We start from the raw sequence: 25,398 nt of genomic DNA on the forward strand, positions 1-25,398 counted from the left end.
CTGTTCGAGCCAGCCGAATGCAGAAACTTCTTCAAGGCTGCCGGATATGAGGCCAATTAATAGCGACACGCTTTAGGCCTGACGGTCGCGGCGAGCAGCCTATCCCGTGACGGCTTCCGGCGTCAGGCCGGGTGACCCGTGCTTTTCCCGCTCGGCCTGCCGCACCAGCGCGGTGACCCGTTTCAGCAAAGGCGCCGGCGTGCCGGCCTTTTCGGCGAGGCTCAGGACCGTTCCCTGCAGGTCGCCGATTTCGGTTGGCCGGCCGCGCTGGAGGTCATCCCACATCGACGATCGCGCCTGCGGGTCGATGGCGAGCATGCGGCGGGCCACCAGCCGGAACAGCCAGTCCGGCAGCCGGAGCAGTTTCGGCAACAGGCCGGCACGCAGGCCGCCGATCCGCGCCGGGGCGATGTGTGATGCCTTCATCGCCGCCAGCGCCTCGTCGATCTGACCGGCCAAGATCAGCCGCCAGCGGCGGTCGGCAAGCTCACTCGCCAGCGGCAGGCCGGACAGCGCGACGAGCGCATTGTTGAGGTTGATCAGCAGCTTGCCCCACTGCACTGCCTTCATGTCGGCATGGGTTTCGACAGCAAGGCCTTCGACATCGAGAAGGCCGGCAAGGCCGGGCGCTTCGATCATCACCTTGCCCTCGCTGGCGCGATGCACGCGAAGCGGCACCTCGCCTTCGGCCGACTGGACGACATTGAACGGCACCATGCCGGCGAGCACCGGTCGAGAGCCCAGCCCGGCGCGCAACCGGTCGGCATTGCCGACGCCATTCTGCAGGCTGACCACCACGACATCGGCGCGAGCGTGTGCGGCAATGAGCGCCGCCATCTCCTCGGTGGCGCCGTTCTTGACCGCCACCAGCACCACGTCGGCATTGGCCAGGGCGACGGCGGGGTCGGCTGTGACGGACACTGGCTTGATGGATCGGTCGCGACCGTCGAGGTCGGTGACGCGCAGCCCACCGCCCAGCAAGGCCTCCGCGATGCGCGGCCGCGCCAGAAACACCACCTTGCGTCCGGCCAGCGCCAGGCAGCCGCCGACATAGCAGCCGATGCTGCCGGCGCCGGCAATGACGATGGTCTTTTCGGCGTTGGCCATGCGATAATCCCGTGTTGGCCTGCACTATACGACATGAAAACCATAATGTCGGCGGCAGGACCGGTCATCATCTCTGACCGTGACAGGCCTTTCGCTTTCGATTATCGCTTTGCCCATGAAACTGCCGACCGATCCCGCCGCCAACCTCGCGACCCTCATACGCTGCGCCTCCGTGACACCCGCCGAGGGCGGTGCGCTGGCCGCGCTGGAAGGCATGCTGAAACCGCTCGGCTTTTCCGTCGAACGCCCGGTGTTTTCCGAAGACGGCACGCCCGACATCGAGAACCTTTATGCGCGCCGCTCCGGCAATGGGCCGCATCTGATGTTTGCCGGCCATACCGACGTGGTGCCGGTGGGCGACGAGGCATCGTGGACGCATCCGCCCTTCGCCGCCGAAATCGCCAAGGGCGAGATGTTCGGCCGCGGCGCCGTCGACATGAAGGGCGGCATCGCCTGTTTCATCGCCGCCGTGGCACGCCACATCGAAAACAAGGGCGGCCCGAAAGGCTCGGTCTCGCTGCTGATCACCGGTGACGAAGAGGGTCCGGCCATCAACGGCACGACAAAACTGCTCGACTGGGCGGCGGCCAAGGGCGAGAAATGGGACGCCTCGATCGTCGGCGAGCCGACCAATCCGGACGCGCTCGGCGACATGATCAAGATCGGCCGGCGTGGCTCGATGTCGGGCAGCGTCACCGTCAACGGCCGCCAGGGCCATGTCGCCTATCCCTTGCTTGCCGACAATCCGGTGCGCGGCCTGATGAGCATGGTCGAGGCCTTGCTCCACCCCGTCTTCGACAAGGGCACCAGGGATTTCCAGCCGACCAATCTGGAAGTGACCTCGATCGATGTCGGCAATCCGGCGACCAATGTCATCCCGGCCAAGGCGACCGCCACCTTCAACATCCGCTTCAACGACACGTGGACAGCCGAGACCGTGCAGGCAGAGATCCACAACCGCCTCGACCAGGCGGCCAAGCGCAAGAAATACCGGACCGGCAAGAAGACCCCTGTCGACTATGAGCTTGTCTGGCGCGACCGGCCGAGCCATGTCTTCCTGACGCGCGACGACAAGCTGATCGACACGCTGCGCGGCTCGATCAAGGCGGCGGTCGGCAAGGAGCCGGCGCTCTCCACCTCCGGCGGCACCTCGGACGCCCGTTTCATCAAGGATTATTGCCCGGTGGTCGAGTTTGGGCTGGTCGGCAAGACCATGCACATGGTCGATGAACGCGTCGCACTGGCCGACCTCGAAACGCTGACCCAGATCTACCAGCGCTTCATCGAAGACTGGTTCGAGCAAGGCTGATCATGCTTTCGGTTGACGAGACCTCTTCATCGCTTACCGGCGCCTGGCGGCTGATGCTTGGCAAGGCCGACGGCTTGCGGCTGCTCGACCTGTCGGCGGATGGCTTCTGGAATTCCTTCTTCGCCATCGTCGTCGCCGCGCCGGCGATGATCGTCGGCTGGGTCGGTACGGCCAACGAGATCGGCGACCCCAATGCGTTCGCCGGTCGGCTGGGCATGTTGATCCGCCTGGCAACCGTCGACCTCGGCTCGTGGCTGCTGCCGCTGGTCGCGCTTGCCCTGGTCGCGTCGCGCGCCGGCATCGGCGACCGCTTCGTCCACTACGTCGTCGCCAGCAACTGGGCGTCGGCAATCACCGCCTGGATGCTGCTGCCATCGGCGTTGATCCGGCTCTTCCTGCCGTCCGGCAACCCATTCGCCGAATTGGTATGGCTGGTTCTGGTGGTGCTGTCGCTGGTCCTCACCTGGCGGATGACCAACGCCGCGATCGGCAAGGGCGCGGCTGTCGGCACCGCCGTGTTCACAGGCATGCTGGTGGTGTCTCTGGCCGTCTTGTTCGGCCTTGTGGCGCTGCTCGGCATTACCCTACCGACGGCCGCCCCGGCCTAGGACCCATCGGGGTAATCGACACCGACCAGGAAAAGCCCGTCGGGCGGCGCCACCTGGCCGCAGGCGGCGCGGTCTTGCGCGTCGAGCGCGGCCTTGAGGTCGGCAGCCGTCCAGCCGCCGTCGCCGACGCGTTTCAGCGACCCGACCATGGAGCGCACCTGGTTGTGCAGGAACGAGCGCGCCGAGGCCCTGACCTCGATCAGGTCGCCCTGGCGGCTCACATCGAGCCGCTCCAGCGTCCGCACCGGACTGTTGGCCTGGCATTGCGTCGAGCGGAAGGTGGTAAAGTCATGTCGGCCGAGCAGGACTTTCGCCGCTTCGTGCATGGCGCCTGCATCGAGCCGCTTCGGCACCCACCAGACCTTGCCCTTTTCCATCGCAGCCGGCGCGCGCCGGTTGAGGATGCGGTAGAGATAGTGCCGCCCGGTGGCCGAGAAACGGGCATCGAAATCGTCGGGGACTACCGTCGCCTGCAGGATGGCGACGTGTGCGCCCGCCGCCTGCAGATGCGCGTTGATGGCGTCGCGCACCTTGTCGTTGGGCCACGCCTTGGCGAGGTCGACATGCGCCACCTGGGCGGTCGCATGCACGCCGGCGTCGGTACGGCCGGCGGCGCGCAACCGCACCGCCTCGCCGCTGAATTTCTCGATCGCCTGCTCTATCGCCTGCTGTACCGAAGGCTGATCCGCCTGGTGTTGCCAGCCGGCGAAGAGGCTGCCGTCATATTCGATATCGAGACGAAAACGCGGCATGGGCCACCGACACTCGCCTAGAGCCGGAAGATTTCAGGTCGAATCGACCCGAAATCTGAATCCGGCTCTAAATCAAAAAGATAGAGCATGATGTCGTCCGAAAACCGCTTCACACTTTTCGGCATCATGCTCAGGCGGCGAGTGCGGTAAATGCCTGGGCGTAAACCAGTTTGCCTTTTTCGGGTGCGTCACCCCAGGCCAGCGCCTGCAGCGCCTCACCCTGGTATTCGCTCTCGAACTTTTCGGCGCGCGCATGGTTGTAGCCGAAGCGGCCGTAATAGGCCGGATCGCCCAAGACAACGGCGAGCACTTCGCCGGCGTCCTTGAGGCGGATATGCGCCTCGCGAATCAGCGCACCACCAATGCCCGAGCCATGGAACGAAGGTTCCACCGCCAACGGCGCCAGCGCCACCGCCGGGAAACTCTTGCCGCCATTCTGCACATACAGCCTGGAGAACAGGATGTGGCCGACCACCTGGCCATCTTCTTCCGCCACAAGCTCGACAACGGCGTCGCCGCCGGTGACCAACGCGTCGACCAGACCGGCCTCCGCCTGCTGGCCGAATGCGTGTTCCTCGACGAGGCGAATAGCCTCCCGGTCCCGCGGCGTTGCCGCGCGTATCGACATCATGCTCATGTGAATTTCATTCCTTTTTCGATCTTGGCCCCGCGCAGAAACTCCTGCGCGGCGGCGGGCCTTCCGCCCGCCCGTTGAACTTCGACCAGCCTGACCGCGCCTGTTCCGCAGGCGACCGTCAGCCGGTCATCGAGAATTCCTCCCGACTCGCCCATGCCTTCAGAAAGCGTGCCTTCAGAAAGCGTCGAGCGAAGCAGTTTCAGCCGTTCTGTGCGGCCGCCAATGTCGGCCTCGCACCAGGCGCCAGGGAATGGCGACAGGCCGCGAATGTGATTGTGGACCTCGCCAGCCGGCCGCGTCCAGTCCACGCGGGTCTCCGATTTGTCGATTTTTCGGGCGTAGGTCACCCCATCCACAGATTGCAAGTTGAATGCCAGCGTTTCGGTCTCAATTCGGGACAACGCTTCGACCATCAGTGTGGCAGCAATGCGCATCAGTCGATCATGCAGGTCGCCGGCCGTCATATCGGGTCCGATGGCGCATTTTTCAACCAATCCCACCGGACCGGTGTCCAGACCCTCTTCCATCTGCATCACCATCATGCCGGTCTCGGCGTCGCCGGCCATGATGGCGCGCTGGATGGGAGCTGCACCACGCCAGCGCGGCAACAGCGAGGCGTGGCCGTTGATGCAGCCGAGCCGCGGAGCCTCCAGAATGGCCTTCGGCAACAGCAAACCATAAGCGACAACGACCGCGACATCGGCCTGCAACGCGCGGAAAGCGGCCTGCTCGGTCTCGCTTTTCAGCGAAATCGGCGTGCGCACCCCGATATCAAGCCGCTCGGCCTCGCGCTGCACCGGCGACGGCGTCAGTTCCAGCCCGCGCCGGCCTGCGGCGCGCGGGGGCTGGGTGTAGACGGCTGCTAGCTCGTGTCCGGCCTCGGCGATCGCGCGCAGCACCGGCACCGAAAACTCCGGCGTGCCCATGAAGATGACGCGAAGCGGCATCTTCCTATCCCACCAGCTTGCCCGGCGCCTTGTCCCTGGCGAGCTTCTTGAACTTCTTGACCACCATGTCGCGCTTCAGCTTCGAGATGTGGTCGATGAACAGCACGCCGTTGAGGTGGTCGATCTCGTGCTGCAGGCAGGTCGCCATCAGGCCTTCGGCCTCGATCTCCTGCAGTTTGCCGTCGCGGTCGAGATATTTCACCCGCACCGAAGCCGGCCGTTCGACCTCGGCATAGTAGTCCGGGATCGACAGGCAGCCTTCCTCGTAGACCGAGCGCGCGTCGGCGCTTTCGAGGACTTCGGGATTGATGAAGACATGCGGCGCCGGCGTCTCGTCTTCCTTGGCGAGGTCGATGACCAGCATGCGCAGCGGCTCGCCGATCTGGATTGCGGCGAGCCCGATACCCGGCGCGTCATACATGGTCGCCAGCATGTCGTCGGCCAGTTTGCGCACGGACGCGTCGACGCGCTCGACCGGTTTGGAAACCTGGCGCAGGATAGGATCGGGAAGGATGATGAGCGGCTTGATCGACATGGCGTCTCACCTAAGACGTCATGCGAAAAGCGTCAACCGGGGCGGTTTGCGCCCGTTCACGTTTTGATCTGTGCCAGATCGGCGAATCGGCTATGCTGGCGACATGAACGACCTGAACTCCATCCTTTCCGAACCTGTGGCCCAGCTCGGCGCCACGACGATCACGCTCGGCCATGCGCTGGCCTTCGGCGCGATCGTGTTTCTCGGCCTGTTCCTGGCGCTTGTGATCGCGCTGTGGCGGTCGGCCAGGGCGCGCACCATCGCCGCCGCGGAAGCGGCCGACCACGCCCGCGACGCCGAGGCGCGGATGGCCGGCATTTTGCAAAGCCAGGCCGAGATGCAGGGCCGCATGGGCGCCATCGCCGATGTGTTCGGCGCAAGGCAGGCCGAACTCAACCAGTCGATCGGCCAGCGCCTCGACGCCATGACCGGCCGCCTCGGCCAGACCATGACGGAGCAGACCAAATCGACGCATGAGAGCCTGGCGAAATTGCAGGAGCGGCTGGCCGTCATCGATACCGCGCAAGGCAACATCCAGTCGCTTGCCGGCCAGGTCGTGCAGTTGCAGGCTATCCTGTCCAACAAGCAAACGCGCGGCGCCTTCGGCCAGTCGCGCATGGAGGCGATCGTCGCCGACGGCCTGCCGATGGGCGCCTATGAATTCCAGGCGACGTTGTCGAACGGCAGCCGGCCCGACTGTCTGGTGAGGATGCCGAATGGCGCTCCGTCGCTGGCCATCGACGCCAAGTTTCCGCTCGAAGCCTGGAACGCCATCCGCGCCGCCGATGGCGCCGACTTGCAGAAGGTGGCGGCCCAGGCCTTCCGCCGCGACATCGAGATCCATGTCCGCGATATCTCGGAAAAATATTTGATCCAGGGCGAGACGCAGGACACCGCCTTCATGTTCGTGCCGTCGGAATCGGTGTTCGCCGAAATCCACGAGAATTTCGACGCGGTCATCCAGAAGGCGCACCGCGCTCGTGTCATCATCGTTTCGCCGTCACTGCTGATGCTGTCGATCCAGGTCATCCAGGCGATCCTCAAGGATGCCCGCATGCGCGAGCAGGCGCATCTGATCCAGGGCGAGGTCATCCGGCTGATGGAAGACGTAGCGCGCGTCGACGAACGCGTGCGCCGGCTGCAGACGCATTTTGGCCAGTCGGCCAAGGATATTGACGAGATCCTGGTGTCGACATCGAAGGTGACCAGGCGCGGCCAGAAGATCGAGGCGCTGGAGTTCGGCGAAAGCGAAGCCGAAGTGCGCAGCGGCGGCCCCGCCAAGGCCGAACCCGGGGTGCGCGTGGCGGATTCCAAGACGGGGCAGCTCAGGCTGCGTGTCGTCGAAGGTGACGATTAGACCGTAGCGACGATTACGTGCGCCTGGATTTTGGCCGCGACCTCGCCGTTGCCATGTCGGGCTGCAATCACGGCTGCGGCATGGTCGGTTGCCGCTTCCAGTTTTCCCGCATCCCTGGCCTCGATCTCGGTGCGAAGCAGCGTTCCCTGGCAATAGGCAACCGCCGGAAGCCGCGGCGAGGACGCACGGCTTTGTTCGGCTCTCGTCTCGATCGCCACACGGGAGAAACCTGCGCCTTCCAGCTCGCTGCGGATCAGGGCCGTGTCATGGTAGCCGTGCGGTGTGCGGGCGAGAAAGCGCGGCGGATCGTTCGGAAAGATCTCCGCAAGAGCGTTCGTCACATCATTGGCAAACACATTCTCCTCGATGCGATCCCATACGTTGAAGAGGAAATGGCCGCCGGGCTTCAGGACCCGCTTTGCTTCGCGATAGCCGGCGGTGCGGTCGGGAAAGAACATCGCGCCGAACTGACAGCAAACGAGATCGAAGGCCGCATCTTCAAACGGCAGCGCCAAAGCATCCGCCTGGCGCCATTGGATGCGACTGTCGTCAGCTTGCCGCGAAGCCGCAAAATCGAGCATAGGCTGGTTGAGATCGGTCACGACATAGCTTGCGCCAGGAGACAGTTTTGGCGCCAATGCGCGGGTGACAACCCCGGTGCCTGCGGCGACTTCCAGGACAGCGCCGGGCGACAGGGACGCCGCCCGTCGCGCCATATCCGCGGCGAATGGCTCAAAAATCAACGGCACCATGTAGCGGTCGTAGTTTTCCGGAATCGAGCCGGCAAAGATCTTGTCCGTTTCCAGCATCGCTACCACCCGCCATCTGTTTGATGGCGAGCCTAGCACATAATCATCTGGTTTGGGCCGCGTTTAACCACGAAACAGCTGCTACTGCGCCTCCACGATGCTTATGCCCTCGAATTCCGGCAGCCAATGCAAGGCCGAGCGGTGCCATTTCTGCTGAGTCGGAACCAGATCCTCGCGTTGCCGCGCGGTCCCCGCCCTGATCCCATAGATCTTCGGGCCGTCGCCAACCGACGTCGCGTAAAGGTGCGACCCGCAGTCGCCGCAAAAGGCCTGGGCACGCTTGGCGCCGCTCGATCCTGTCTTGATATAGACCTTCGGCGTGCCCTTGGTGATCCGGTAGTGATCCTCAGACGCGGGAACGGTGACACGAAAGGCGGTGCCGGTCAGTTGCTGGCAATCCGTGCAATGACAGATGGAGGTCTTTTCCGGGTCGACCTCTGCTTCATAAGTTATGGCGCCGCAATGACACCCACCATCGATTTTCATGGTTGCTCCTCCGAATCCATCGGTTGATCTTAGCGGGACCAGGCGACGGGGCCAACGGTGGACTTCTGGTCCAGCGCTAATCCGACGCCGCCTCGACAACCTGGCGCCGGCGCTCCCAGGTCCCCGTCGTCTGCGGCTTGACGAACAGCCTGGTGATCTCCGGCATGTCTTTCTTCAGCAGTGCCTCCAGGCGTTCGACGCAGGCTTCGATCTCGGGCGCCGTCAGATGGTCCTCGAACTCGATGCTGAGGCCGGCGACGATCTCTTGCGGGCCGAGATGGACGGTGAGAACGCCGTTGGCCCGCTGCACCGCCGGATCCCGCTGGGCGATGGCCAGCACCTTGGCCTGTACCTCCGGCGAGGCCGGCTCGCCGATGAGCAGGCCCTTGCTTTCCCGTGCGAGGAAGATGGCGGTGGCACCGAGGATCACCGCGATGCCGATCGAGGCGGCGCCGTCGAGTTCAGGCCTGTCGAGGACCTCCGCCGCCAGGATGCCGGCGAAGGCGACGACCAGGCCAAGGAGCGCGGCGCTGTCCTCGAACAGGATCGTGTAAACACTCGGATCCTTGCTCGATTGTACGGCCTGCAGCCAGCCCTGCTTGCCCTTTTGCTGGCGGAACTCCTTCAGCGCCACATACCAGGAGCTGCCCTCGAACAGCATCGAGAGGCCAAGCACGATGTAGTTGATTTTGGGATTGGCGACCGGCTCGGGCGCCATGATGTGGACGACGCCCTCGTAAAAGGACACGCCGGCGCCGAGCGCAAAAACCAGCAGAGCGACAATAAAGCTCCAGAAATACAGCTCGCGGCCATGGCCCAGCGGATGCGTGCGGTCCGGCGGCCGGGCAGCGCGGTGCATGCCGTAGAGCAGCAGGCTGCCATTGCCGGTGTCGACCAGCGAGTGGACGCCTTCCGACAGCATGGCCGAGCTGCCGGTGAAGAAGGCGGCGACGAATTTGGTCAGTGCAATGGCGAGATTGCCGGCGAGCGCCGCGTAGATGACCGTCTTCGACCCGCCATGCGCTGCCATGCTGTCCCTCCAAGGCACCCAATGTAACGGCCCTGCGACCGAAGCTCCACGAGCATCACAACGCGCCAATCGCCCGGTCGTTCAGGCCCTTGAAGGCTAGCTGGAGAAAAAGACGCCGCTATTCGACGATCTCGTCCGTCCAGACCTTGAAACCGGCAAGCGTGCCCGGCCCGAAAATGTGGGTCAGCGGCACGTCGGCGGCGTCGCGGCCGGAGGCGATCAGGATGCGGCCGATGCGCGGGGAATTGTTGCGCGGATCGAAGACATGCCAGCGGCCGCCGAGATAGACCTCCATCCAGGCGGCGAAATCCATGCTCGCCCAGGGCTTCGGCATGCCGATGTCGCTGATGTAGCCGGTGCAGTAGCGGGTCGGGATGTTAAGCGCGCGGCAGAAGGCGACAGCAAGATGGGCAAAGTCGCGGCAGACGCCGCTTTGCTCGCGATAGGCTTCGGCCGCGGTGCGCGTCGGCCGCGCATTGCCGTAGCTGAAGACGATGTGGTTGTGGACGAAGTCGCAGACCGCCTGGACGCGGGCAATGCCGAGCGGCGTGTTGCCGAACAGCCGCCAGGCTTCGCTGGCGAGGAGATCGCTCTCGCAAAAGCGGCTCGGCAACAGGAACAGCAGTGTGTCCGACGGCAGGTCGCGCACCTCGTGCTGCCAGGCTATCAGGTCGCCCATCTCGAAGGTGCCGGGATCGCGGATCACTGAATCGGTGCCGAAGGTGAAGCGTCCGGGTGGCGCGATGAAGCGGTTGCACCAATTGCCGAAACTGTCGCGGTAGCTCTGGATCGGCACGGCCGGATTGGAGGTCAGGAAATCCGGACGCTCGAGATCGGATGCGCGGGAGTAATGGACGTTGAGCATCGCGATCAGCGGCGTTTCCTGCGGAAAGTCGAAGCTCATCTCGCAGCCGATGTGGATTCGCATCTGTGTCCTGACCGACCTGCCTGATCATCGCCCGGCAGGAAGCGCGGCCTGATGCTGCAGTGCGAAGACAACCATGGCACGGACCGGCATGGTTTACGAGCAAATTAGAAAGCAGTTGAAAGCGGCCCGCTGGCGCCGGCGACAGGCGCCAGCCCCCTTGCAGTCCGGCGTTTCTCTTGTTTCACTTGGCGTCCCAGCAATTGGAGGACCGAATCATGGCTAAAGGTGCGATGAAGGCGGGCAAGGAAGCCCGCAAGCCGAAGAAGGACGCCAAGAAGCCCGCCGCGGCTCCGGCGCTCAAGGCGCCTCCCGTCAAGGCGATAAGACTCAAGGACAAGTAGGTCGCTCGGACCGAAATCCGGGCAATCCGTTTCGGCGCAGATTTTTTACACCGGCGGCATGAGCAATGCTGCCGGTGTTTTGTTGATCGGGCAGGCGAAGCCGCTATATCGAGGCGGCGAGGACGACCTCGCGCCTTCCCCGAAAAACCGGCTGGGACGACCCGCCATCCTCATGGAATGGAGTGCATCCCGATGTCGTGGATTTTTCTGTTTTTCGCCGGCCTGTTCGAGATCGGCTGGGCGATCGGCCTCAAATACACCGACGGCTTCTCGAAACCGCTGCCGACGGTGCTCACCGTCGCGTCAATGATCGTCAGCCTGGGGCTGCTCGGCCTGGCGCTGAAGACGCTGCCCGTCGGTACGGCCTATGCGGTGTGGACCGGCATCGGCACGGTCGGAACGGCGCTGCTCGGTATCTGGCTGCTGGGCGAGCCGGCAGCCGCGATCCGGCTCGGCTGCATTGCGCTCATCGTCTGCGGCATTATGGGACTGAAGCTCGCCGCCTAAAAGCGCGTCGCGCTGAAACGGATTCAAGCGACGCGCTTTAAGTCTTTGTTTTGATGCATGTCGTTGTCCCAGAACCGCAGTACACTTCTGGGCGACATGCATTAGAGCAGTTCACCGTTTCACAGAAACGGCGACCCGCTCTATCTCTTTGGTTGTTCGCAATTCCCAAGGGAAAGCGCTGCGCGCTTTTCCCGGGAAATCCGCTTCACCCTTTTCCTGGAATTGCTTTAAGCCAAAGCAAACAAGGAAATCGGCGCGCAAATACGTTCAGGGCCGCCGAAGGCGACCCTGATGTCCGATCGTTTCGATCGAAGCGTTAGCGGGCGGAGAAGCCCGGAGGCGTCCTGCCGGTGCGCTGTTTGCGCGCCGCATAGCGTGCGTCGCGCTTGGCCTTGCGTTCGGCTTCGTCGGCCAGCAAACGGGCGATGCGCTCGTTTTCTTCGGCTTCCTTGATCTTCGCTTCAGCCTGCGCTGCCTCTTCGGCCGCAATACGCGCCGCTTCGGCTGCTGCCTCGCGCTCGGCCTTCTCGACCGCCTCGCGTGCCAGCTTTTCCTGCTTCAGCCTGGCCTTTTCGGCCTCGCGTATTTCGCGAGCCGCCAGAATCGCCTTGCGTTCGGCCTGTCTTGCCAGCACCGCAGGATCATCTGCCGCCGGCTTTGACTTGAAGCGCTCCAGAAGCGCCTTCTTTGCCTCGTTCGCGGCATTGCGCCGCTCGAAAATGTCTTTTTCCCTGTAGATAGCCAAGTCCACTTCCCTGAAGTCAATTCGCGACGCTTACATACGCGCGAAAACCGATAGTTCAAGCGCCAAAACGGAATGCCAGCCATGAAATTCTATGCTGTTGCAGCCAGGAGACGCGCTTTTGCCGACCAAAGCCGACAGAAGCTGGCTGAAACCGACATGCACTGTTCACCATCCGCCCCTCTGGCGGCAGAGCGGCTCGGTCGCTACCTGTAGCCGTAAATCAGAACATTTGGATGACATGAAATGGAACTCGGTCTCTACACTTTCGCCGACGTCAGCCCCGAGCCCGGCGCCGGCGCGATCGGCCCGCATGAGCGGCTGCGCAACCTGATCGAAGAGATCGAATTGGCCGACCAGGTCGGCCTCGACGTCTTTGGTCTCGGCGAACATCATCGCCCCGACTATGCCGCGTCCGCGCCGGTAGTGGCGCTGGCCGCCGCCGCCGAGCGCACCAAACGCATCAAGCTGACCAGCGCGGTCACCGTGCTGTCCTCCGACGATCCGGTGCGCGTCTTCCAGCAGTTCGCGACGCTCGACCTGTTGTCGGGCGGCCGGGCCGAGATCATGGCCGGGCGCGGTTCGTTCATCGAATCCTTCCCGCTGTTCGGCTACAATCTCGAAGACTATGACGAGCTGTTCGCCGAAAAGCTCGACCTGCTCCTGGCGATACGCGACAGCGTGAAAGTCACATGGTCGGGCAATCTGCGTGCGCCGATCAATGACCGCGGCGTCTATCCGCGCCCGTTGCAGGACAAATTGCCGATCTGGATCGCCATTGGCGGAACGCCGCAATCGGCCGCCCGCGCCGGCGTGCTCGGCCTGCCGCTGGCGCTGGCCATCATCGGCGGCGAGCCGGCGCGCTTTGCGCCGCTGTTCGATATCTACCGCGAGGCTGCCAAGCGTGCCGGCACCGACCCCACGGGGCTCGCAACCAGCATTAATGTGCACGGCTTCATCGCCGAGACCACCGAGCAGGCGGCCGACGATTTCTACGGGCCGCAAGCCGAGGTGATGAACCGCATCGGCCGCGAGCGCGGCTGGGGTCCGACGTCGCGGGCGCATTTCGATCAGTCGCGTGGCCCAAACGGCGCGCTGTTCGTCGGCAATCCCGAACAGGTGGCGGAAAAGATCGTCGCCCAGCACAAGATCTTCAACAACGATCGCTTCCTGCTGCAGATGGCAATCGGCACCATGCCGCACGCCAAGATCATGAAAGCGATCGAACTCTACGGCACCAAGGTGGCGCCGATCGTGCGCAAGGAAACGGCGAAGTCGGCGCCGGCGGTAACGGCGCCCGCCGCGTAATTCGACGACATGATCTGGATTGCTGGCCTTGCCGGCTAACGGAACCTAGAGGCAGTAGAGGCGTTTTCCGTCAGCGGAATGCACCAATTGCGGTGCGCTGCCGGGGGAAAACGATGAAAGCCGAACCCACCGCTTTGGGCGCAGTCCTTGCCGAGGCCGAAGAGGCGCGCGTCGTGGCGCGCGCGGACACGCACCTGATGCGTTCGCTGCTCATCGGCATCTTCATCCTGATGGCCATCTACGCGCTCTATTTCGCCCGCGCCTTCTTCATGCCGGTCATCCTCGCCTTCCTGCTTACGCTGACGCTGACGCCGATCGTGCGCTTCCTGCGCAAGCGCGGCGTGCCCGAAGTGGTGTCGGCGACGCTGCTGGTGGTGCTGTCTGTCTGCATCTTTGCCACCGCCGGCTATCTGCTCAGCGGTCCGGTCATCGACCTTATCAACAACACCTCCGCCATCGGCCAGCAGCTGAGCGAGCGGATGGCGCAGTTACGGCGCCCGCTCGAGAGGATCATGCAGATCTCGCATCAGATCGAACAGATGACCGAGACCTCGCAGGAACCGGGCGTCCAGAAAGTGGCGGTGGCGCAGTCCGGTATCCTGTCGGCGGCCGCCAGCAATATCCTGGCGGCAGGCACAAGCTTCACCATCATCTTCGTGCTGTCGCTGTTCTTGCTGGCGTCCGGCACGATGTTTTACGAAAAAATCGTCCAGTCCTTCGCCAGGCTCAGCGAAAAGAAGCGGGCACTGCGCGTCGTCTATGACGTCGAGCGCGAAATCTCGCACTATCTGCTCACCGTCGCCGTCATCAATGCCGGCCTCGGCACGGTGATCGGCCTCGGCCTGTGGGGGCTCGGCATGCCCAATCCACTGGTCTGGGGAACGATGGCGGCGCTGCTCAACTTCCTGCCCTATGTCGGCGCGATGATCACCATCGTGCTGGTCAGCGTCATTGCACTGATCAGCTTCGATAGTATCTCCTACGCACTGCTGGCGCCGGCCTTCGTGCTTTTGTGCGACATCGTCGAAGGCCAGTTCGTGACGCCGATGGTGGTCGGGCGGCGCCTCGAGATCAACGCCGTGGCGATCTTCATTGCCATCGCCTTCTGGTCCTGGCTGTGGGGCTTTGTCGGCGCGCTGATGGCGGTGCCGCTGCTGGTCGTCATCAAGGTGTTCTGCGATCACTTCGACGGCCTCAGCCATGTCGGCAACTTCCTCGCCGCACAGCAGACGGCGGTCGTGGTGGAGGACGAAGCGGCCGAAGAGAATGGCGAGGCCAAGGCATAGAGGCCGGTACTGCTTGCCGCCTCGTGTTTGTCGTCTTCGGGCCGAGTGCCTATATCGAGCCGGTCAAGCCGGACCCTGCCATGACCGACGTCTCCTTCGACCTCGACGCCTATTTCGCCCGGATCAGTTATCGCGGTTCGATCGATGCGTCGCTCGACACGCTAAAGGCGCTGCACCGGCAGCACCCGCAAGCGATCCCCTTCGAGAACATGGATCCGTTGCTGGGCATCGCGGTGAAGCTCGATCTCGCTTCGCTGCAGGACAAGGTTTTCGCGCGCCGCCGCGGCGGCTACTGCTTCGAACACAATTTGATCCTCATGCATGCGCTGAAGGCGCTGGGCTTCGAGGTCAGCGGCCTCGCCGCGCGGGTTCTAAGGGGTCAGCCGGAGGACGCCATCACCGCGCGCAGCCACATGCTGTTGCGGATCGAGCTCGACGGCCGAACCTACATTGCCGATGTCGGCTTTGGCGGCCTGACGATGACCGCGCCGCTGTTGCTCGAGCCCGGCCTCGAACAACAGACCCCGCACGAAACATTCCGCATCATCGAGACGCCAGATCATTTTCGGGTACAAGCCAATGTCGGCGGCGACTGGCAGACACTCCACCGCTTCGACATGCAACCGGCCTATGAGGTCGATTATGCGGTCGCCAATTACTTCGTCTCGACCCATCCGACCTCGCATTTCCTGTCCTCCGTCGTAGCGGCGCGCGCCTTGCCCGACCGGCGCTATGCGCTGCGCAACGCCAGGCTATCGACGCATCATGTCGGCGGCCGCAGCGAGCAACGCGAGATCGCGACAGCGGCGGAATTCGCCGACATTCTGGAAAGCCAGATCGACATCATCATCCCCGACCGCGCCGCCTTCGAAACCAAGGTCCGGCAGCTGAACATCGTAAAGGCTTGAGGCCCATGACCGCTCTTTCCGTGCTCGACCTGTCGCCGATCGTCGAAGGCAGCAACGCCTCGCAGTCGCTGGCCAATTCGCTCGACCTTGCCCGCCATGCCGAGCGGCTCGGCTACAAGCGCTACTGGCTGGCCGAGCACCACAACATGCCGGGTATCGCCAGTGCGGCGACCGCGGTCGTCATCGCCCATGTCGCCGGCGGCACCAAGACGATCCGCGTCGGCGCCGGTGGCATCATGCTGCCCAACCATGCGCCGCTGGTGATCGCCGAGCAGTTCGGCACGCTGGCGGCACTGCACCCCGGCCGCATCGACCTCGGCCTCGGCCGCGCGCCCGGCACCGACATGGGCACGGCGCGAGCGCTGCGCCGCAACCTCGAGGCGTCAGACAATTTCCCCCAGGATGTCGTCGAGCTGATGGGGTATTTCCAGCCGGCCGAGGAAGGTCAGCGTATCCATGCTGTGCCCGGCGAAGGCCAGAAGGTGCCGGTCTGGATTCTCGGCTCAAGCCTCTATGGCGCGCAGCTCGCCGCTCTGCTTGGCCTGCCCTATGCCTTTGCTTCGCATTTCGCGCCGGCCGAGCTCGACCATGCGCTGGACATCTACCGCTCGCGCTTCCAGCCGTCTGAACAGCTGGACAAGCCCTATGTCATGCTCGGCCTCAACGTTTTCGCCGCGCCGACCGATGCCGAGGCAAAATTGCTGTTCACCTCGCTGCAGCAGGCCTTCGTCAACCTGCGCACTGGACGGCCGGGCCGCCTGCCGCCGCCGGTCGAGGGTTATGACCAGACGCTGGAGCCGATGGCCAAAACCATGCTCGGCCAGGCGCTGTCCTGCGCGGTCGTCGGCTCGCCCGAAACCGTCCGGCAAGGCATCGACGCCTTCGTGCGCCGCACCGGCGCCGACGAGCTGATGGTGACGGCGCAGATTTTCGACCATGCGGCGCGCGTGCGTTCGTTCGAAATCCTGGCCGAGGCGCACAAATCGCTGTTGCAAGCCGCGTGAGTCGCCAGTGAAGCTTTTTCAGGAGAGGCTCGTCTGCTAAGGGCAGACGCCTTCCTCAGCCAAGAGCCTTGCCGTGACCCATGACCTCGACCAACGCATGCATTTCGCCATCGATCTGGCGCGACGCGCCGGCGAACTCGGCCTGAAATACTTCCGCGACCTCGAAAACCTGACCATCGAGAGCAAGGGCCATCAGGACCTGGTTTCCGATGGCGACCGCGAGGTCGAACTGTTCATCCGCGCGGCGATCGCCGCCGCCTATCCGCAGGATGGCATTGTCGGCGAGGAACATGCCGCGGTTGAGGGATCGACGGGCCATGTGTGGGTCATCGATCCGATCGATGGCACCGCCAACTTCGTGCGCGGTATTCCGGCCTGGTGTGTGGTCATCGCCTGCGCCAAGCACGGCGAGGCGGTCGTCGGCGTCATCCACGAGCCGTCGACCGGCGAGACTTTTCACGGCCGCCGCGGCGGCGGTGCCTTCGTCAACGGCCGGCCGATCAAGGCCAGCACCGCCGGCCTCGGGGAAGGATCGGTCGGCACCGGCCTGTCGAACCGGGCCGAGACCCGCCATGTCGCCGTGCTCGTCGGGCTGATCATGGCAGAAGGCGGCGTCTTCTTCCGCAATGCATCGGGCGCGCTGATGTTGGCCTATGCGGCGTCCGGGCGGCTGCTCGGCTATGTCGAGGAGCACATGAATGCGTGGGACTGCCTGGCCGGCATGCTGTTGGTGGAAGAAGCCGGCGGTATGGTGCTGAAACCGGACCCCAAGACGGTCCTTGCCAAGGGAACACTGGTGATCGCCGGCGGCAAGCATGTGTTCCCGAAGTTGCAGGCGCTGTGCGCGCAGGCCTTCGGAGCGGCGCCTGCCGGTATTGCGCAGCGATAGGCCACTGTTCAACACATAGGCTGTGGGTTAAAAGCGGACAGGCATTCAGGGGATGCGCTATTGCCGGCAACGGCAATTCCATCGGTTCAAGGGCTTGCCGATGAACATGCATAACACCATCCGGCCAGACAGAGCCCCGTTGGGCAGCGGGCCGGCGCAGGCGATCGCCGGCATCTTTGCGCAAGAATTGCAGCTGGCCTCGGTCGGCCTCGACGACAATTTCTTCGATCTCGGCGGCGATTCGCTGGCCGCCGAAACTCTTGTGCTTGCGGTGCAGAGCCGGTTCGGCGTGAAGCTGCAGACCTCGGTGCTGCTTGAAGCGCCGACGCCGCGCGAATTCGGCAGGCTGATCGCGTTGCAATTGCCCGAGCACCCGGCGCGGCGGCTGGCTGTGCAGGTTTCCGGCAGCCACGGCCAGGAGCCGATCGCCATGATCCATGGCATTTCCGGTTCGGCGCTGTTCGCCAACCGTTTCGGCAAGGCGCTGAAGCAGCGCTATTCCGTCATCGCCGTGCGCGGCATGGGCCTCGAGCCCGGCGAGACGCCGTATGACAGCGTCGAGGAGATCAGCGCCAATTACTTCGACGGGTTGAGCTCGGCCACCGGCCAACACCCGCGCGTCATCGGCGGCATCTGCCTTGGCGGGCTGCTGGCAATCGAGGTCGGGCGGCTGACTTTCGAAGCGACCGGCGAGCGGCCGGCTTTGCTGCTGATCGACCCGCCGCCGCTGGGTTCGGCCTGGCTGAAGCCGATGGCGGACAACCGCATGACCGCACAAAGGCGACGCCAAATCACCCGCAAGGTCGTCTACTGGCGGCTCTTGCGCGACGGCCTGGGGGCGGTCGGCCTTGGGCAGTCGAGGCTTGGGCGTCACACCAGGCAGAAGGCCTTCAAGAGCATGCTGGTGCGCGCTGCCGCGGGTTTTTCACCGTCGTCCTACCCGTGCGACATACTGGTCATCGCCAGCTCGGAATGGAGCGCCACCACGGTCGAGCAATACAAAGACTGGGCTAGCGAGAACACGCGGGTGGAAACGGTCGTCATGACGGGCACCCATGACAAGTTCCGGGCCGCCAACATGGACGCGATCGACACTGCGATCATCGCCTTCCTCGACGCCAGGCGCGCGCCGGCCGGAATGCCGGTCCGCTAGATGGGTTTTGGCCGCGATGTACTGGCTGCCTTCGCCGGCCATGGCGACCGCGTGGCGATGATCAGCGGCCGTGACCGGATCACCTATGCGCAAGCTCTGACCCAGATCGACCATCTCGCCGCCAATTTCAGCGCCCTCGGTATTCGCCCCGGCGATCGCGTCGGCTTGGCCATGATCGGCAATATCGACGTCGTGCTGTCGATCCTGGCCTGCTGGAAGCTCGGCGCCACGGCTTCGATTGCCGACTTTCGCGCGCCGCGCAGCCAGCGGGCGCAGTTTGCGCGCGATTTCGTCCTGAGGCTGATCCTCGAAAGCCGCAGCCCGCCAGGTGACGATGCCTATCCGGGCGTCGCTTTCCAGGATGACTGGAAACACACCTCGCCCGCGCCTTATGCCGGCCAGGCCGGCGACGACACCAATCCAGCCTTCCTGATGTTCTCGTCCGGCACGACCGGCGACCCAAAAGGCTATCTGCAGTCGCATGAGGCGCTTGCCGGACGCGTGACGTCAGACAGGCGCGGGCTGAACGGAACGGTGATGCGCCTTTTGACCCCGATGGTGATGTCCTATTCGGCGACGCGCCACCAGGTATTCAGCTATCTGCGCCATGGCGGGACGATCAACTTCTTTCCGCCGCTGTTCACCCCATCGGAGCTGATCGAGGGCCTGCTGTCGTTCCAGGCCAGCGGCTCGGCATTGCCGCCGCCGGTGATTACGCGGCTGGTGCGCGAAGTGGGCGAACGCTCGACCCGGCTGCTGCCGGACCTGGCGGTGCTTTTCAGCATCGGCGGACCGGCAACCGTCGAAGACAAGCTGGCGGCCTACCGCAATCTTTCACCGGGCTACCGCATCAACTATGCATCGAGCCTGACCGGCGGCATCACCACCCTGTCCGGCGCCGACGTGCTGGCCAAGCCCAGCACTGCCGGGCGTCCGTTTGCCGATGTGCGCGTCGAAATTCTCGGTGCGGACGGGCGCGTGCTCGGCAAGGGCGAGAGCGGACTGATCAAGGCCTGGACATCGACCATGGTTTCAGCGGTGGTGTCGGCAGGCAACAAGCCGTTCGTCGACCCCAAGGTGATGGGTGCCGGCTGGGGCATTCTCGGCGACATCGGCTTCCTCGACGAGGATGGCTTCCTGACCATCGTCGATCGCGAGGCCGACATGATCGTGCGCGGCGGCGTCAATGTCGCGCCGCAGGAACTGGAAAAGCTGATCCGCGCCCATCCCAAGGTCAGGGATGTTGCGGTCGCCGGCTTTCCCGATGCGACGATGGGCCAGGAGATCGCCGCCTTCATTGTCGCCGACCAGGGAAGCGTTGCCGAATTCGAGGCCTTTCTGCGCACCAACATCTCGCCCGACCGGCGGCCGCGCGAGGTCAGACTGGTGAATTCGCTGCCCTACAGCGACAATGGCAAGCTGCTGCGCCGCCGCCTTGTCGAAACGCTGTCACCGGCCAGGTCGTAGCCGCGCCACCTGCATGAGCGGCGGCTGTCCTCAAAAAGCCTTGACGAGACCGGCCAGCCAGGGCGCCGGCCAGGGCTGCGACGCCAGGAGATCGAACACAGCATAGATGCAAAGCGTCGTGCCCGCGGCGACAGCCAGCGTCATATTCAGTGACCGCGATCCGAGCATCCAGATACCGCCGGCAACAAAGACGAAGGTGGCGGTGAGGTGGCCTGCCAACAGGACCAGAAAGGCGAGCGCGAGGCAAAGGCCAAGCACGGTGAGATTGCCCTTCATCGCCGGCCCATCGGAAGGCTGCCATTCGCCGACCGGCGTTACATCTGCGCCGCTGGCAGGCACCGGCTTTCGCCAGCGCAGCATGGTCTGGATAGTCGTCAACAAGGAAAACAGCGCCAGAAGGCCGGCCGTGATGGCCGGGAAGATGGCGGCCTCGAAGGGAAAATCGAGCAGCGCCGTGACCAGAGCCGAGACGCCAAGCAGCGTCAGCGCACTGCTGGCGGCGATATCGGGCAACGCCGGCGGCAAGGCGTCGGCATTGCCGCGGGCCTTGATCCAGGACACGGTCTGCCTGACCACGCCGGCAATGGCCAGGCCGAGCAGGATGAGCACCAGCGGCTGTTTCAGCCAGGCCCAGCCGGAAATCTGGTAGGCGAGGAAGAAATAATTTTCGAGGCTGGGGCCAAGAACGAAGCCGAGCGAAAAGGCCGAGCGGGGCCAGTTGAGCTCCTTCATTGCCATGCCGACCGCGCCAACCAGCATCACCAGCAGGAAGTCGAAGGCGCTCATATTGGTCTGGTAGGCGCCGACGACGATAAAGGTGATCACCAGCGGCACCAGGATCGCTGCCGACACTTGCGCGATACGCGCCAGCTGCCTGGTCAACAGCAGGCAAGTCACGGCGCCGACGATGTTGGCGACGGCGATCGACAGCACCATCGAAACGGTGATCGCGGCGTTCTTGCCGAGCATATCGGGGCCGGGGACAAGGCCGTGGATGACGAAGGCGCCGAGCAGGATGCTCATCGAGGCCGATCCCGGCACGCCGAAGGCGATGGTCGGGATAAGCGAGCCGCCCTCCTTGGCGTTGTTGGCGCTTTCCGGCGCGATGACGCCGCGCACATTGCCCTGGCCGAATTTCGGCCCCGGTCCCGGCCGCCGCGAGGCATGGCCATAGGCGATCCAGTCGAGCACGGCGATGCCGATGCCGGGCACAGCGCCGAGCAGCGAGCCGATGGCACTGCAGCGCAGCACCAGCGGCCATTCGCGCAGCGTATCCCTGATGCCTTGCCACATGCCGGCATAGGTCGGCCGCTCGGCGTTGCCCTGGATCGAGCCGCGCATGAGCAGCGAGGCCAGTTCGGGCAGGCCGAACAGGCCGAGGAAGACCAGCGAGATCGGCAAGCCGTCCCAGAGGTAGATCTGGCCAAAACTCCAGCGTTCGACGCCGGCAATGCTGTCGATGCCGATGAAGGAGGCGAGCATGCCGAGCATCGCCGCCGCCAGACCCTTTAACGGCTGACTGCCGGCGAGGATGGCGACGATGGAAAGGCCGAAGGCGCAGATGGCGAAGAAATCCGGCGTCTTGAGGTAGAGCACCAGCGGGCGCATGACGGGAATCGCCGCCGCCAGCATCAGCGCGCCGAACACGCCACCGATCATCGAGGCCGAATAGGAGGCGCCGAAGGCGCGTGCCGCTTCGCCCTTCTTGGCCATGGCATGGCCGTCAAGCACGGTCGCCGCGGCACCGACCGAGCCCGGAACGCCGAACAGGATGGCCGGAATGGTGTCCGACGTGGTGGTGACCGAACCCATGCCGAGCAGCAGCGCGAAGGCGGCGTAGGGGTCCATATTGTAGGTCATCGGGATCAGCAGGGCCATGGCGAACAGGCCGCCAATGCCCGGCACGACTCCGACGACAAGGCCGGCGAACACGCCGGTGACCAGCATGAGCATGCGAAATGGCTGCGCCATCTCCGCAATGGCGGTAAGGATCAGATCCACATTGGGCCTATTTCACGAGTTCCCGGGCAGCGGCGAAGACCGCAGGCGTGGCTTTCAGCTCTTGCGCGACCAGCTGGCTGATCGCTTCGCCGGATGTCGGGTTGAGGGTGAGGTCGCCAAGCTTCGTGGCATCGGCGAGAAAGTCGGCGTCCACGACCATCGCGGAATAGGCCTTGCGCAGCGCGTCAACGGTCTCTTTCGGCACGCCGGGCGGGGCGACGAGCGGATGGTGGATGTGCAGCGCCGATTCGATGAGATCGGCCGCCTGACGTGCCGTCGGGTCGGCGATGGTTGCCGAAATGCTCGGCGTCGCGCCGGAACCGCCCTGCCCGAACGTGCCGATAATGTTGATCGCGGCGCGATCGTTTCTGAGCAGGGAACTCGATACCCCGCACATTCCGGCGATCTCGCCGCGTTGCATGGCCAGTTCGATGTCGGCGGTGCCGTCGAAGCCGGTGACGATCTTGTATCTGGCCTTCATGCCATTCTTGGCCAGTGCGGCGAAGATGTAGGTCGTGCTGTTCTTGCCTGTCGCTCCGATCAGGAAATCCGACTGCAGGAACTTTTCCATCGTGTCGATGCCGGATTGCTTGCTGGTCAGGCAATAGGCTGGATCATCGACCAGCGAACCGATCCACTGCAAGGCAAGCGGGTCGAAAGTCGCGTTTTCGGGATCGAGGATCGGGGCATAGAACATAGCCTCGCTGATCGAGGCGATGACGCTGCCGTCCGCCGGTTCGCTGCCCACGAGCATCTTGGTGAGCTTGAGGCTGCCACCACCCGGCACATTCTGCACAATGATGTTGGGCTGCCCGGGCAGAAACCGGCCGAGATGACGCGCAATCAGCCGGGAAGTCTGGTCATAGCCGCCACCCGCGCCATAGCCGACCTTGATGGTGATTGTCTGGAATTCGACCGCCTGGGCCCGGCAGGTGACCCATGAAAGGCTGGCAACGGCAAAAAGGGCGAGCAATCGCCAAAAAATCCAATGCATTATCCAATCCCCAAACGATATGGCACTCACTATAGCTGCGGCAAAAACGATGAGAAGCGGCCTTTTCGCCCATATTGCTGCCCGCTCGACCGCCTCCGCCCGACGGAGGGTCGATTTGGCGCAAGGAGACGCATCGTGGACGCCATGCGCAGAATGCTTGCGCCCGATGCCGCCTGTTCTTATATACGCGCCAAGCCGTTCAGCGCCGGAACCCGGTGGCTGGAACGGAATTTCTTGTGAACAGGGGCTTTCGTCGGAACGCCTTACGGGTCCTGAGAGCCTGCTTAGCGGAGAGACTAGAAAAATGGCAAAAGTAATCGGTATCGATCTCGGCACCACCAACTCCTGCATCGCCATCATGGATGGCAAGGAACCCAAGGTGATAGAGAATGCGGAAGGCGCGCGCACGACGCCCTCCATCGTCGCCATCTCGGGCGACGGCGAACGTCTCGTCGGCCAGCCGGCCAAGCGCCAGGCGGTCACCAATCCTGAAAACACCATCTTCGCGGTCAAGCGCCTGATCGGCCGCCGCTATGACGATCCGGTGACGGAGAAGGACAAGAAGCTTGTCCCCTACAAGATCGTCAAGGGCGACAATGGCGATGCCTGGGTCGAAGCCGGCGGCAAGAAGCAGTCGCCCTCGCAGATCTCGGCCATGATCCTGCAGAAGATGAAGGAAACGGCGGAAGCCTATCTCGGCGAGAAGGTCGAGAAGGCGGTCATCACCGTTCCGGCCTATTTCAACGACGCCCAGCGCCAGGCCACCAAGGACGCCGGCAAGATCGCCGGCCTGGAAGTGCTGCGCATCATCAACGAGCCGACGGCAGCCGCGCTCGCCTACGGCCTCGACAAGAAGGATGGCAAGACCATTGCCGTCTATGACCTTGGCGGCGGTACGTTCGACATTTCGGTGCTCGAGATCGGCGACGGCGTGTTCGAGGTGAAGTCGACCAATGGCGACACCTTCCTCGGCGGCGAGGATTTCGACATGCGTCTCGTCGAATATCTGGCGGCCGAGTTCAAGAAGGAACAAGGCATCGACCTGAAGAACGACAAGCTTGCCTTGCAGCGCCTCAAGGAGGCGGCTGAAAAGGCCAAGATCGAGCTGTCGTCGACGACGCAGACCGAAATCAACCTGCCCTTCATCACCGCCGACGCGACCGGCCCGAAGCACCTGACGCTGAAGCTGACCCGCGCCAAGTTCGAGCAGCTGGTCGACGACCTCGTCCAGCGCACGATCGAGCCGTGCAAGGCGGCGCTCAAGGATGCCGGCCTGAAGGCCGGCGAGATCGACGAAGTCGTTCTGGTCGGCGGCATGACCCGCATGCCCAAGATCCAGGAGATCGTGAAGCAGTTCTTCGGCAAGGAGCCGCACAAGGGCGTCAACCCGGATGAGGTCGTCGCGCTCGGCGCCGCCATCCAGGCGGGCGTGCTGCAGGGCGACGTCAAGGACGTGCTGCTGCTCGACGTGACGCCGCTGTCGCTCGGCATCGAGACGCTGGGTGGCGTGTTCACCCGCCTGATCGAACGCAACACGACGATCCCGACCAAGAAGAGCCAGGTGTTCTCGACCGCTGAAGACAGTCAGTCGGCCGTGACCATCCGCGTCTTCCAGGGCGAGCGTGAAATGGCCGCCGACAACAAGGCGCTCGGCCAGTTCGACCTGGTCGGCATCCCGCCGGCGCCGCGCGGCGTGCCGCAGATCGAGGTCACTTTCGACATCGACGCCAACGGCATCGTCAACGTTTCGGCCAAGGACAAGGGCACCGGCAAGGAGCACCAGATCCGCATCCAGGCCTCGGGTGGTCTTTCGGACGCCGACATCGAAAAGATGGTCAAGGACGCCGAAGCCAATGCCGAGACCGACAAGCAGCGGCGTGCGCTGGTCGAGGCCCGCAATCAGGCCGAGGCGCTGGTGCATTCGTCCGAGAAGTCGCTGAAGGAATATGGCGACAAGGTTTCGGAGACCGAGCGCACGGCGATATCGGATGCGATCGCGGCGCTGAAGACCGCAGCCGAAGGCGACGACGCTGCCGATATCGAGGCCAAGTCGCAGACGCTTGCCGAAGCTTCGATGAAGCTCGGCCAGGCGATGTATGAGGCCTCGCAGAAGGAAGCGGCGGAAGCCGACGCCAAGGCGGACGCCGCCAAGGATAGCGACGTGGTCGACGCCGATTTCGAAGAAATCGACGAAGACGACGACAAGAAGAAGTCGGCCTGAACCGGTTGACGGCAAGATAAAGCGCATGACCCCAAAATCGGAATCGATTTTGGAAAGGATCATGCGCCAATC

The 25,398-nt window shown here is 64.0% G+C and carries 25 protein-coding genes; 13 read left to right on the top strand and 12 right to left on the bottom strand.

The annotated features are described in order from the left end of the window. Positions 1–99: 99 nt before the first annotated feature. On the bottom strand, positions 100–1,107 hold the full coding sequence (locus FJV77_RS13845) for a 2-dehydropantoate 2-reductase (RefSeq protein ID WP_142867363.1): 1,008 nt from the start codon (positions 1,105–1,107) through the stop codon (positions 100–102). A 115-nt stretch (positions 1,108–1,222) separates the two neighbouring features. On the opposite strand from FJV77_RS13845, the gene dapE reads away from it, so the two are divergent. Next, positions 1,223–2,416, top strand: a complete 1,194-nt coding sequence (gene dapE, locus FJV77_RS13850) for a succinyl-diaminopimelate desuccinylase (RefSeq protein ID WP_142867364.1) — start codon at positions 1,223–1,225, stop codon at positions 2,414–2,416. A gap of 2 nt (positions 2,417–2,418) precedes the next feature. Further along, positions 2,419–3,024, top strand: a complete 606-nt coding sequence (locus tag FJV77_RS13855) for a transporter (protein ID WP_142867365.1) — start codon at positions 2,419–2,421, stop codon at positions 3,022–3,024. On the opposite strand, the gene truA is transcribed toward FJV77_RS13855, so the two are convergent. From truA to def, 4 genes are all read right to left on the bottom strand, one after another. After that, positions 3,021–3,776 (bottom strand): tRNA pseudouridine(38-40) synthase TruA, encoded by a 756-nt coding sequence (gene truA, locus FJV77_RS13860; RefSeq protein WP_142867366.1) that lies wholly within the window; start codon positions 3,774–3,776, stop codon positions 3,021–3,023. The two genes, FJV77_RS13855 and truA, sit on opposite strands and share 4 nt — an antisense overlap. Positions 3,777–3,906: 130 nt before the next feature. Then, complete coding sequence (locus tag FJV77_RS13865; protein ID WP_142867367.1) at positions 3,907–4,413, bottom strand: N-acetyltransferase; 507 nt, start codon at positions 4,411–4,413, stop codon at positions 3,907–3,909. After that, complete coding sequence (gene fmt / locus FJV77_RS13870) at positions 4,410–5,360, bottom strand: methionyl-tRNA formyltransferase (RefSeq protein ID WP_142867368.1); 951 nt, start codon at positions 5,358–5,360, stop codon at positions 4,410–4,412. The genes FJV77_RS13865 and fmt overlap by 4 nt, the downstream gene beginning before the upstream one ends. Before the next feature lie 4 nt (positions 5,361–5,364). Next, the gene (def, locus tag FJV77_RS13875; RefSeq protein ID WP_142867369.1) at positions 5,365–5,895 is read right to left on the bottom strand and encodes a peptide deformylase; all 531 of its coding nucleotides are present in this window, start codon (positions 5,893–5,895) and stop codon (positions 5,365–5,367) included. 103 nt (positions 5,896–5,998) lie between these two features. On the opposite strand from def, the gene FJV77_RS13880 reads away from it, so the two are divergent. Beyond that, positions 5,999–7,252 carry a DNA recombination protein RmuC gene (locus tag FJV77_RS13880; RefSeq protein WP_142867370.1) on the top strand — a complete coding sequence of 418 codons (1,254 nt, stop codon included), beginning with the start codon at positions 5,999–6,001 and terminating at the stop codon, positions 7,250–7,252. Here the strand turns inward: FJV77_RS13880 and FJV77_RS13885 are convergent. The 4 genes from FJV77_RS13885 to FJV77_RS13900 form a co-directional block, all read right to left on the bottom strand. Beyond that, positions 7,249–8,061 carry a methyltransferase domain-containing protein gene (locus FJV77_RS13885; protein WP_142867371.1) on the bottom strand — a complete coding sequence of 271 codons (813 nt, stop codon included), beginning with the start codon at positions 8,059–8,061 and terminating at the stop codon, positions 7,249–7,251. The two genes, FJV77_RS13880 and FJV77_RS13885, sit on opposite strands and share 4 nt — an antisense overlap. Before the next feature lie 81 nt (positions 8,062–8,142). Further along, positions 8,143–8,547: a GFA family protein gene (locus FJV77_RS13890; protein ID WP_142867372.1), complete on the bottom strand. Its 405-nt coding sequence runs from the start codon at positions 8,545–8,547 to the stop codon at positions 8,143–8,145. A 76-nt stretch (positions 8,548–8,623) separates the two neighbouring features. Beyond that, the gene (locus tag FJV77_RS13895; RefSeq protein ID WP_142867373.1) at positions 8,624–9,577 is read right to left on the bottom strand and encodes a cation diffusion facilitator family transporter; all 954 of its coding nucleotides are present in this window, start codon (positions 9,575–9,577) and stop codon (positions 8,624–8,626) included. A 118-nt stretch (positions 9,578–9,695) separates the two neighbouring features. Continuing rightward, a complete protein-coding gene (locus tag FJV77_RS13900) occupies positions 9,696–10,505 on the bottom strand; it encodes a transglutaminase family protein (protein WP_142867374.1) in 810 nt (269 codons plus the stop codon). Positions 10,506–10,720: 215 nt separating this feature from the next. Between FJV77_RS13900 and FJV77_RS33275 the strand changes: the two genes are divergently transcribed. Next, complete coding sequence (locus FJV77_RS33275) at positions 10,721–10,846, top strand: hypothetical protein (RefSeq protein ID WP_112559036.1); 126 nt, start codon at positions 10,721–10,723, stop codon at positions 10,844–10,846. Between the two features lie 192 nt (positions 10,847–11,038). Beyond that, positions 11,039–11,353: a quaternary ammonium compound efflux SMR transporter SugE gene (gene sugE / locus FJV77_RS13910; protein ID WP_142867375.1), complete on the top strand. Its 315-nt coding sequence runs from the start codon at positions 11,039–11,041 to the stop codon at positions 11,351–11,353. Positions 11,354–11,669: 316 nt separating this feature from the next. Here sugE and FJV77_RS13915 read toward each other — a convergent pair whose 3' ends face one another. Continuing rightward, positions 11,670–12,098: a DUF6481 family protein gene (locus FJV77_RS13915; protein WP_142867376.1), complete on the bottom strand. Its 429-nt coding sequence runs from the start codon at positions 12,096–12,098 to the stop codon at positions 11,670–11,672. A 243-nt stretch (positions 12,099–12,341) separates the two neighbouring features. On the opposite strand from FJV77_RS13915, the gene FJV77_RS13920 reads away from it, so the two are divergent. From FJV77_RS13920 to FJV77_RS13950, 7 genes are all read left to right on the top strand, one after another. Next, on the top strand, positions 12,342–13,403 hold the full coding sequence (locus FJV77_RS13920; RefSeq protein ID WP_142867377.1) for an LLM class flavin-dependent oxidoreductase: 1,062 nt from the start codon (positions 12,342–12,344) through the stop codon (positions 13,401–13,403). A 113-nt stretch (positions 13,404–13,516) separates the two neighbouring features. Further along, positions 13,517–14,689, top strand: a complete 1,173-nt coding sequence (locus FJV77_RS13925) for an AI-2E family transporter (protein ID WP_142867378.1) — start codon at positions 13,517–13,519, stop codon at positions 14,687–14,689. Positions 14,690–14,769: 80 nt separating this feature from the next. Continuing rightward, positions 14,770–15,597 (top strand): arylamine N-acetyltransferase, encoded by an 828-nt coding sequence (locus FJV77_RS13930; protein ID WP_142867379.1) that lies wholly within the window; start codon positions 14,770–14,772, stop codon positions 15,595–15,597. A 5-nt stretch (positions 15,598–15,602) separates the two neighbouring features. Continuing rightward, positions 15,603–16,601 carry an LLM class flavin-dependent oxidoreductase gene (locus FJV77_RS13935; RefSeq protein ID WP_142867380.1) on the top strand — a complete coding sequence of 333 codons (999 nt, stop codon included), beginning with the start codon at positions 15,603–15,605 and terminating at the stop codon, positions 16,599–16,601. A gap of 73 nt (positions 16,602–16,674) precedes the next feature. After that, positions 16,675–17,490, top strand: a complete 816-nt coding sequence (locus tag FJV77_RS13940; RefSeq protein WP_142867381.1) for an inositol monophosphatase family protein — start codon at positions 16,675–16,677, stop codon at positions 17,488–17,490. Positions 17,491–17,590: 100 nt separating this feature from the next. Then, the gene (locus FJV77_RS13945; RefSeq protein WP_142867382.1) at positions 17,591–18,643 is read left to right on the top strand and encodes an alpha/beta fold hydrolase; all 1,053 of its coding nucleotides are present in this window, start codon (positions 17,591–17,593) and stop codon (positions 18,641–18,643) included. Beyond that, positions 18,644–20,110 (top strand): class I adenylate-forming enzyme family protein, encoded by a 1,467-nt coding sequence (locus FJV77_RS13950; RefSeq protein ID WP_142867383.1) that lies wholly within the window; start codon positions 18,644–18,646, stop codon positions 20,108–20,110. Positions 20,111–20,140: 30 nt separating this feature from the next. Here the strand turns inward: FJV77_RS13950 and FJV77_RS13955 are convergent, their stop codons facing one another. Continuing rightward, the gene (locus FJV77_RS13955; protein WP_142867384.1) at positions 20,141–22,111 is read right to left on the bottom strand and encodes a tripartite tricarboxylate transporter permease; all 1,971 of its coding nucleotides are present in this window, start codon (positions 22,109–22,111) and stop codon (positions 20,141–20,143) included. Between the two features lie 7 nt (positions 22,112–22,118). Continuing rightward, entirely contained in the window at positions 22,119–23,465 is a 1,347-nt protein-coding gene (locus FJV77_RS13960) for a hypothetical protein (protein ID WP_246691255.1), read from the bottom strand. On the opposite strand from FJV77_RS13960, the gene dnaK reads away from it, so the two are divergent. Continuing rightward, positions 23,410–25,326 (top strand): molecular chaperone DnaK, encoded by a 1,917-nt coding sequence (gene dnaK, locus FJV77_RS13965; RefSeq protein ID WP_142867385.1) that lies wholly within the window; start codon positions 23,410–23,412, stop codon positions 25,324–25,326. The two genes, FJV77_RS13960 and dnaK, sit on opposite strands and share 56 nt — an antisense overlap. The last annotated feature ends 72 nt before the right edge of the window (positions 25,327–25,398 follow it).

Origin of the sequence: Mesorhizobium sp. WSM4306 (genome assembly GCF_007003975.1) — a bacterium.
In the GTDB taxonomy this organism is placed as follows: domain Bacteria; phylum Pseudomonadota; class Alphaproteobacteria; order Rhizobiales; family Rhizobiaceae; genus Mesorhizobium.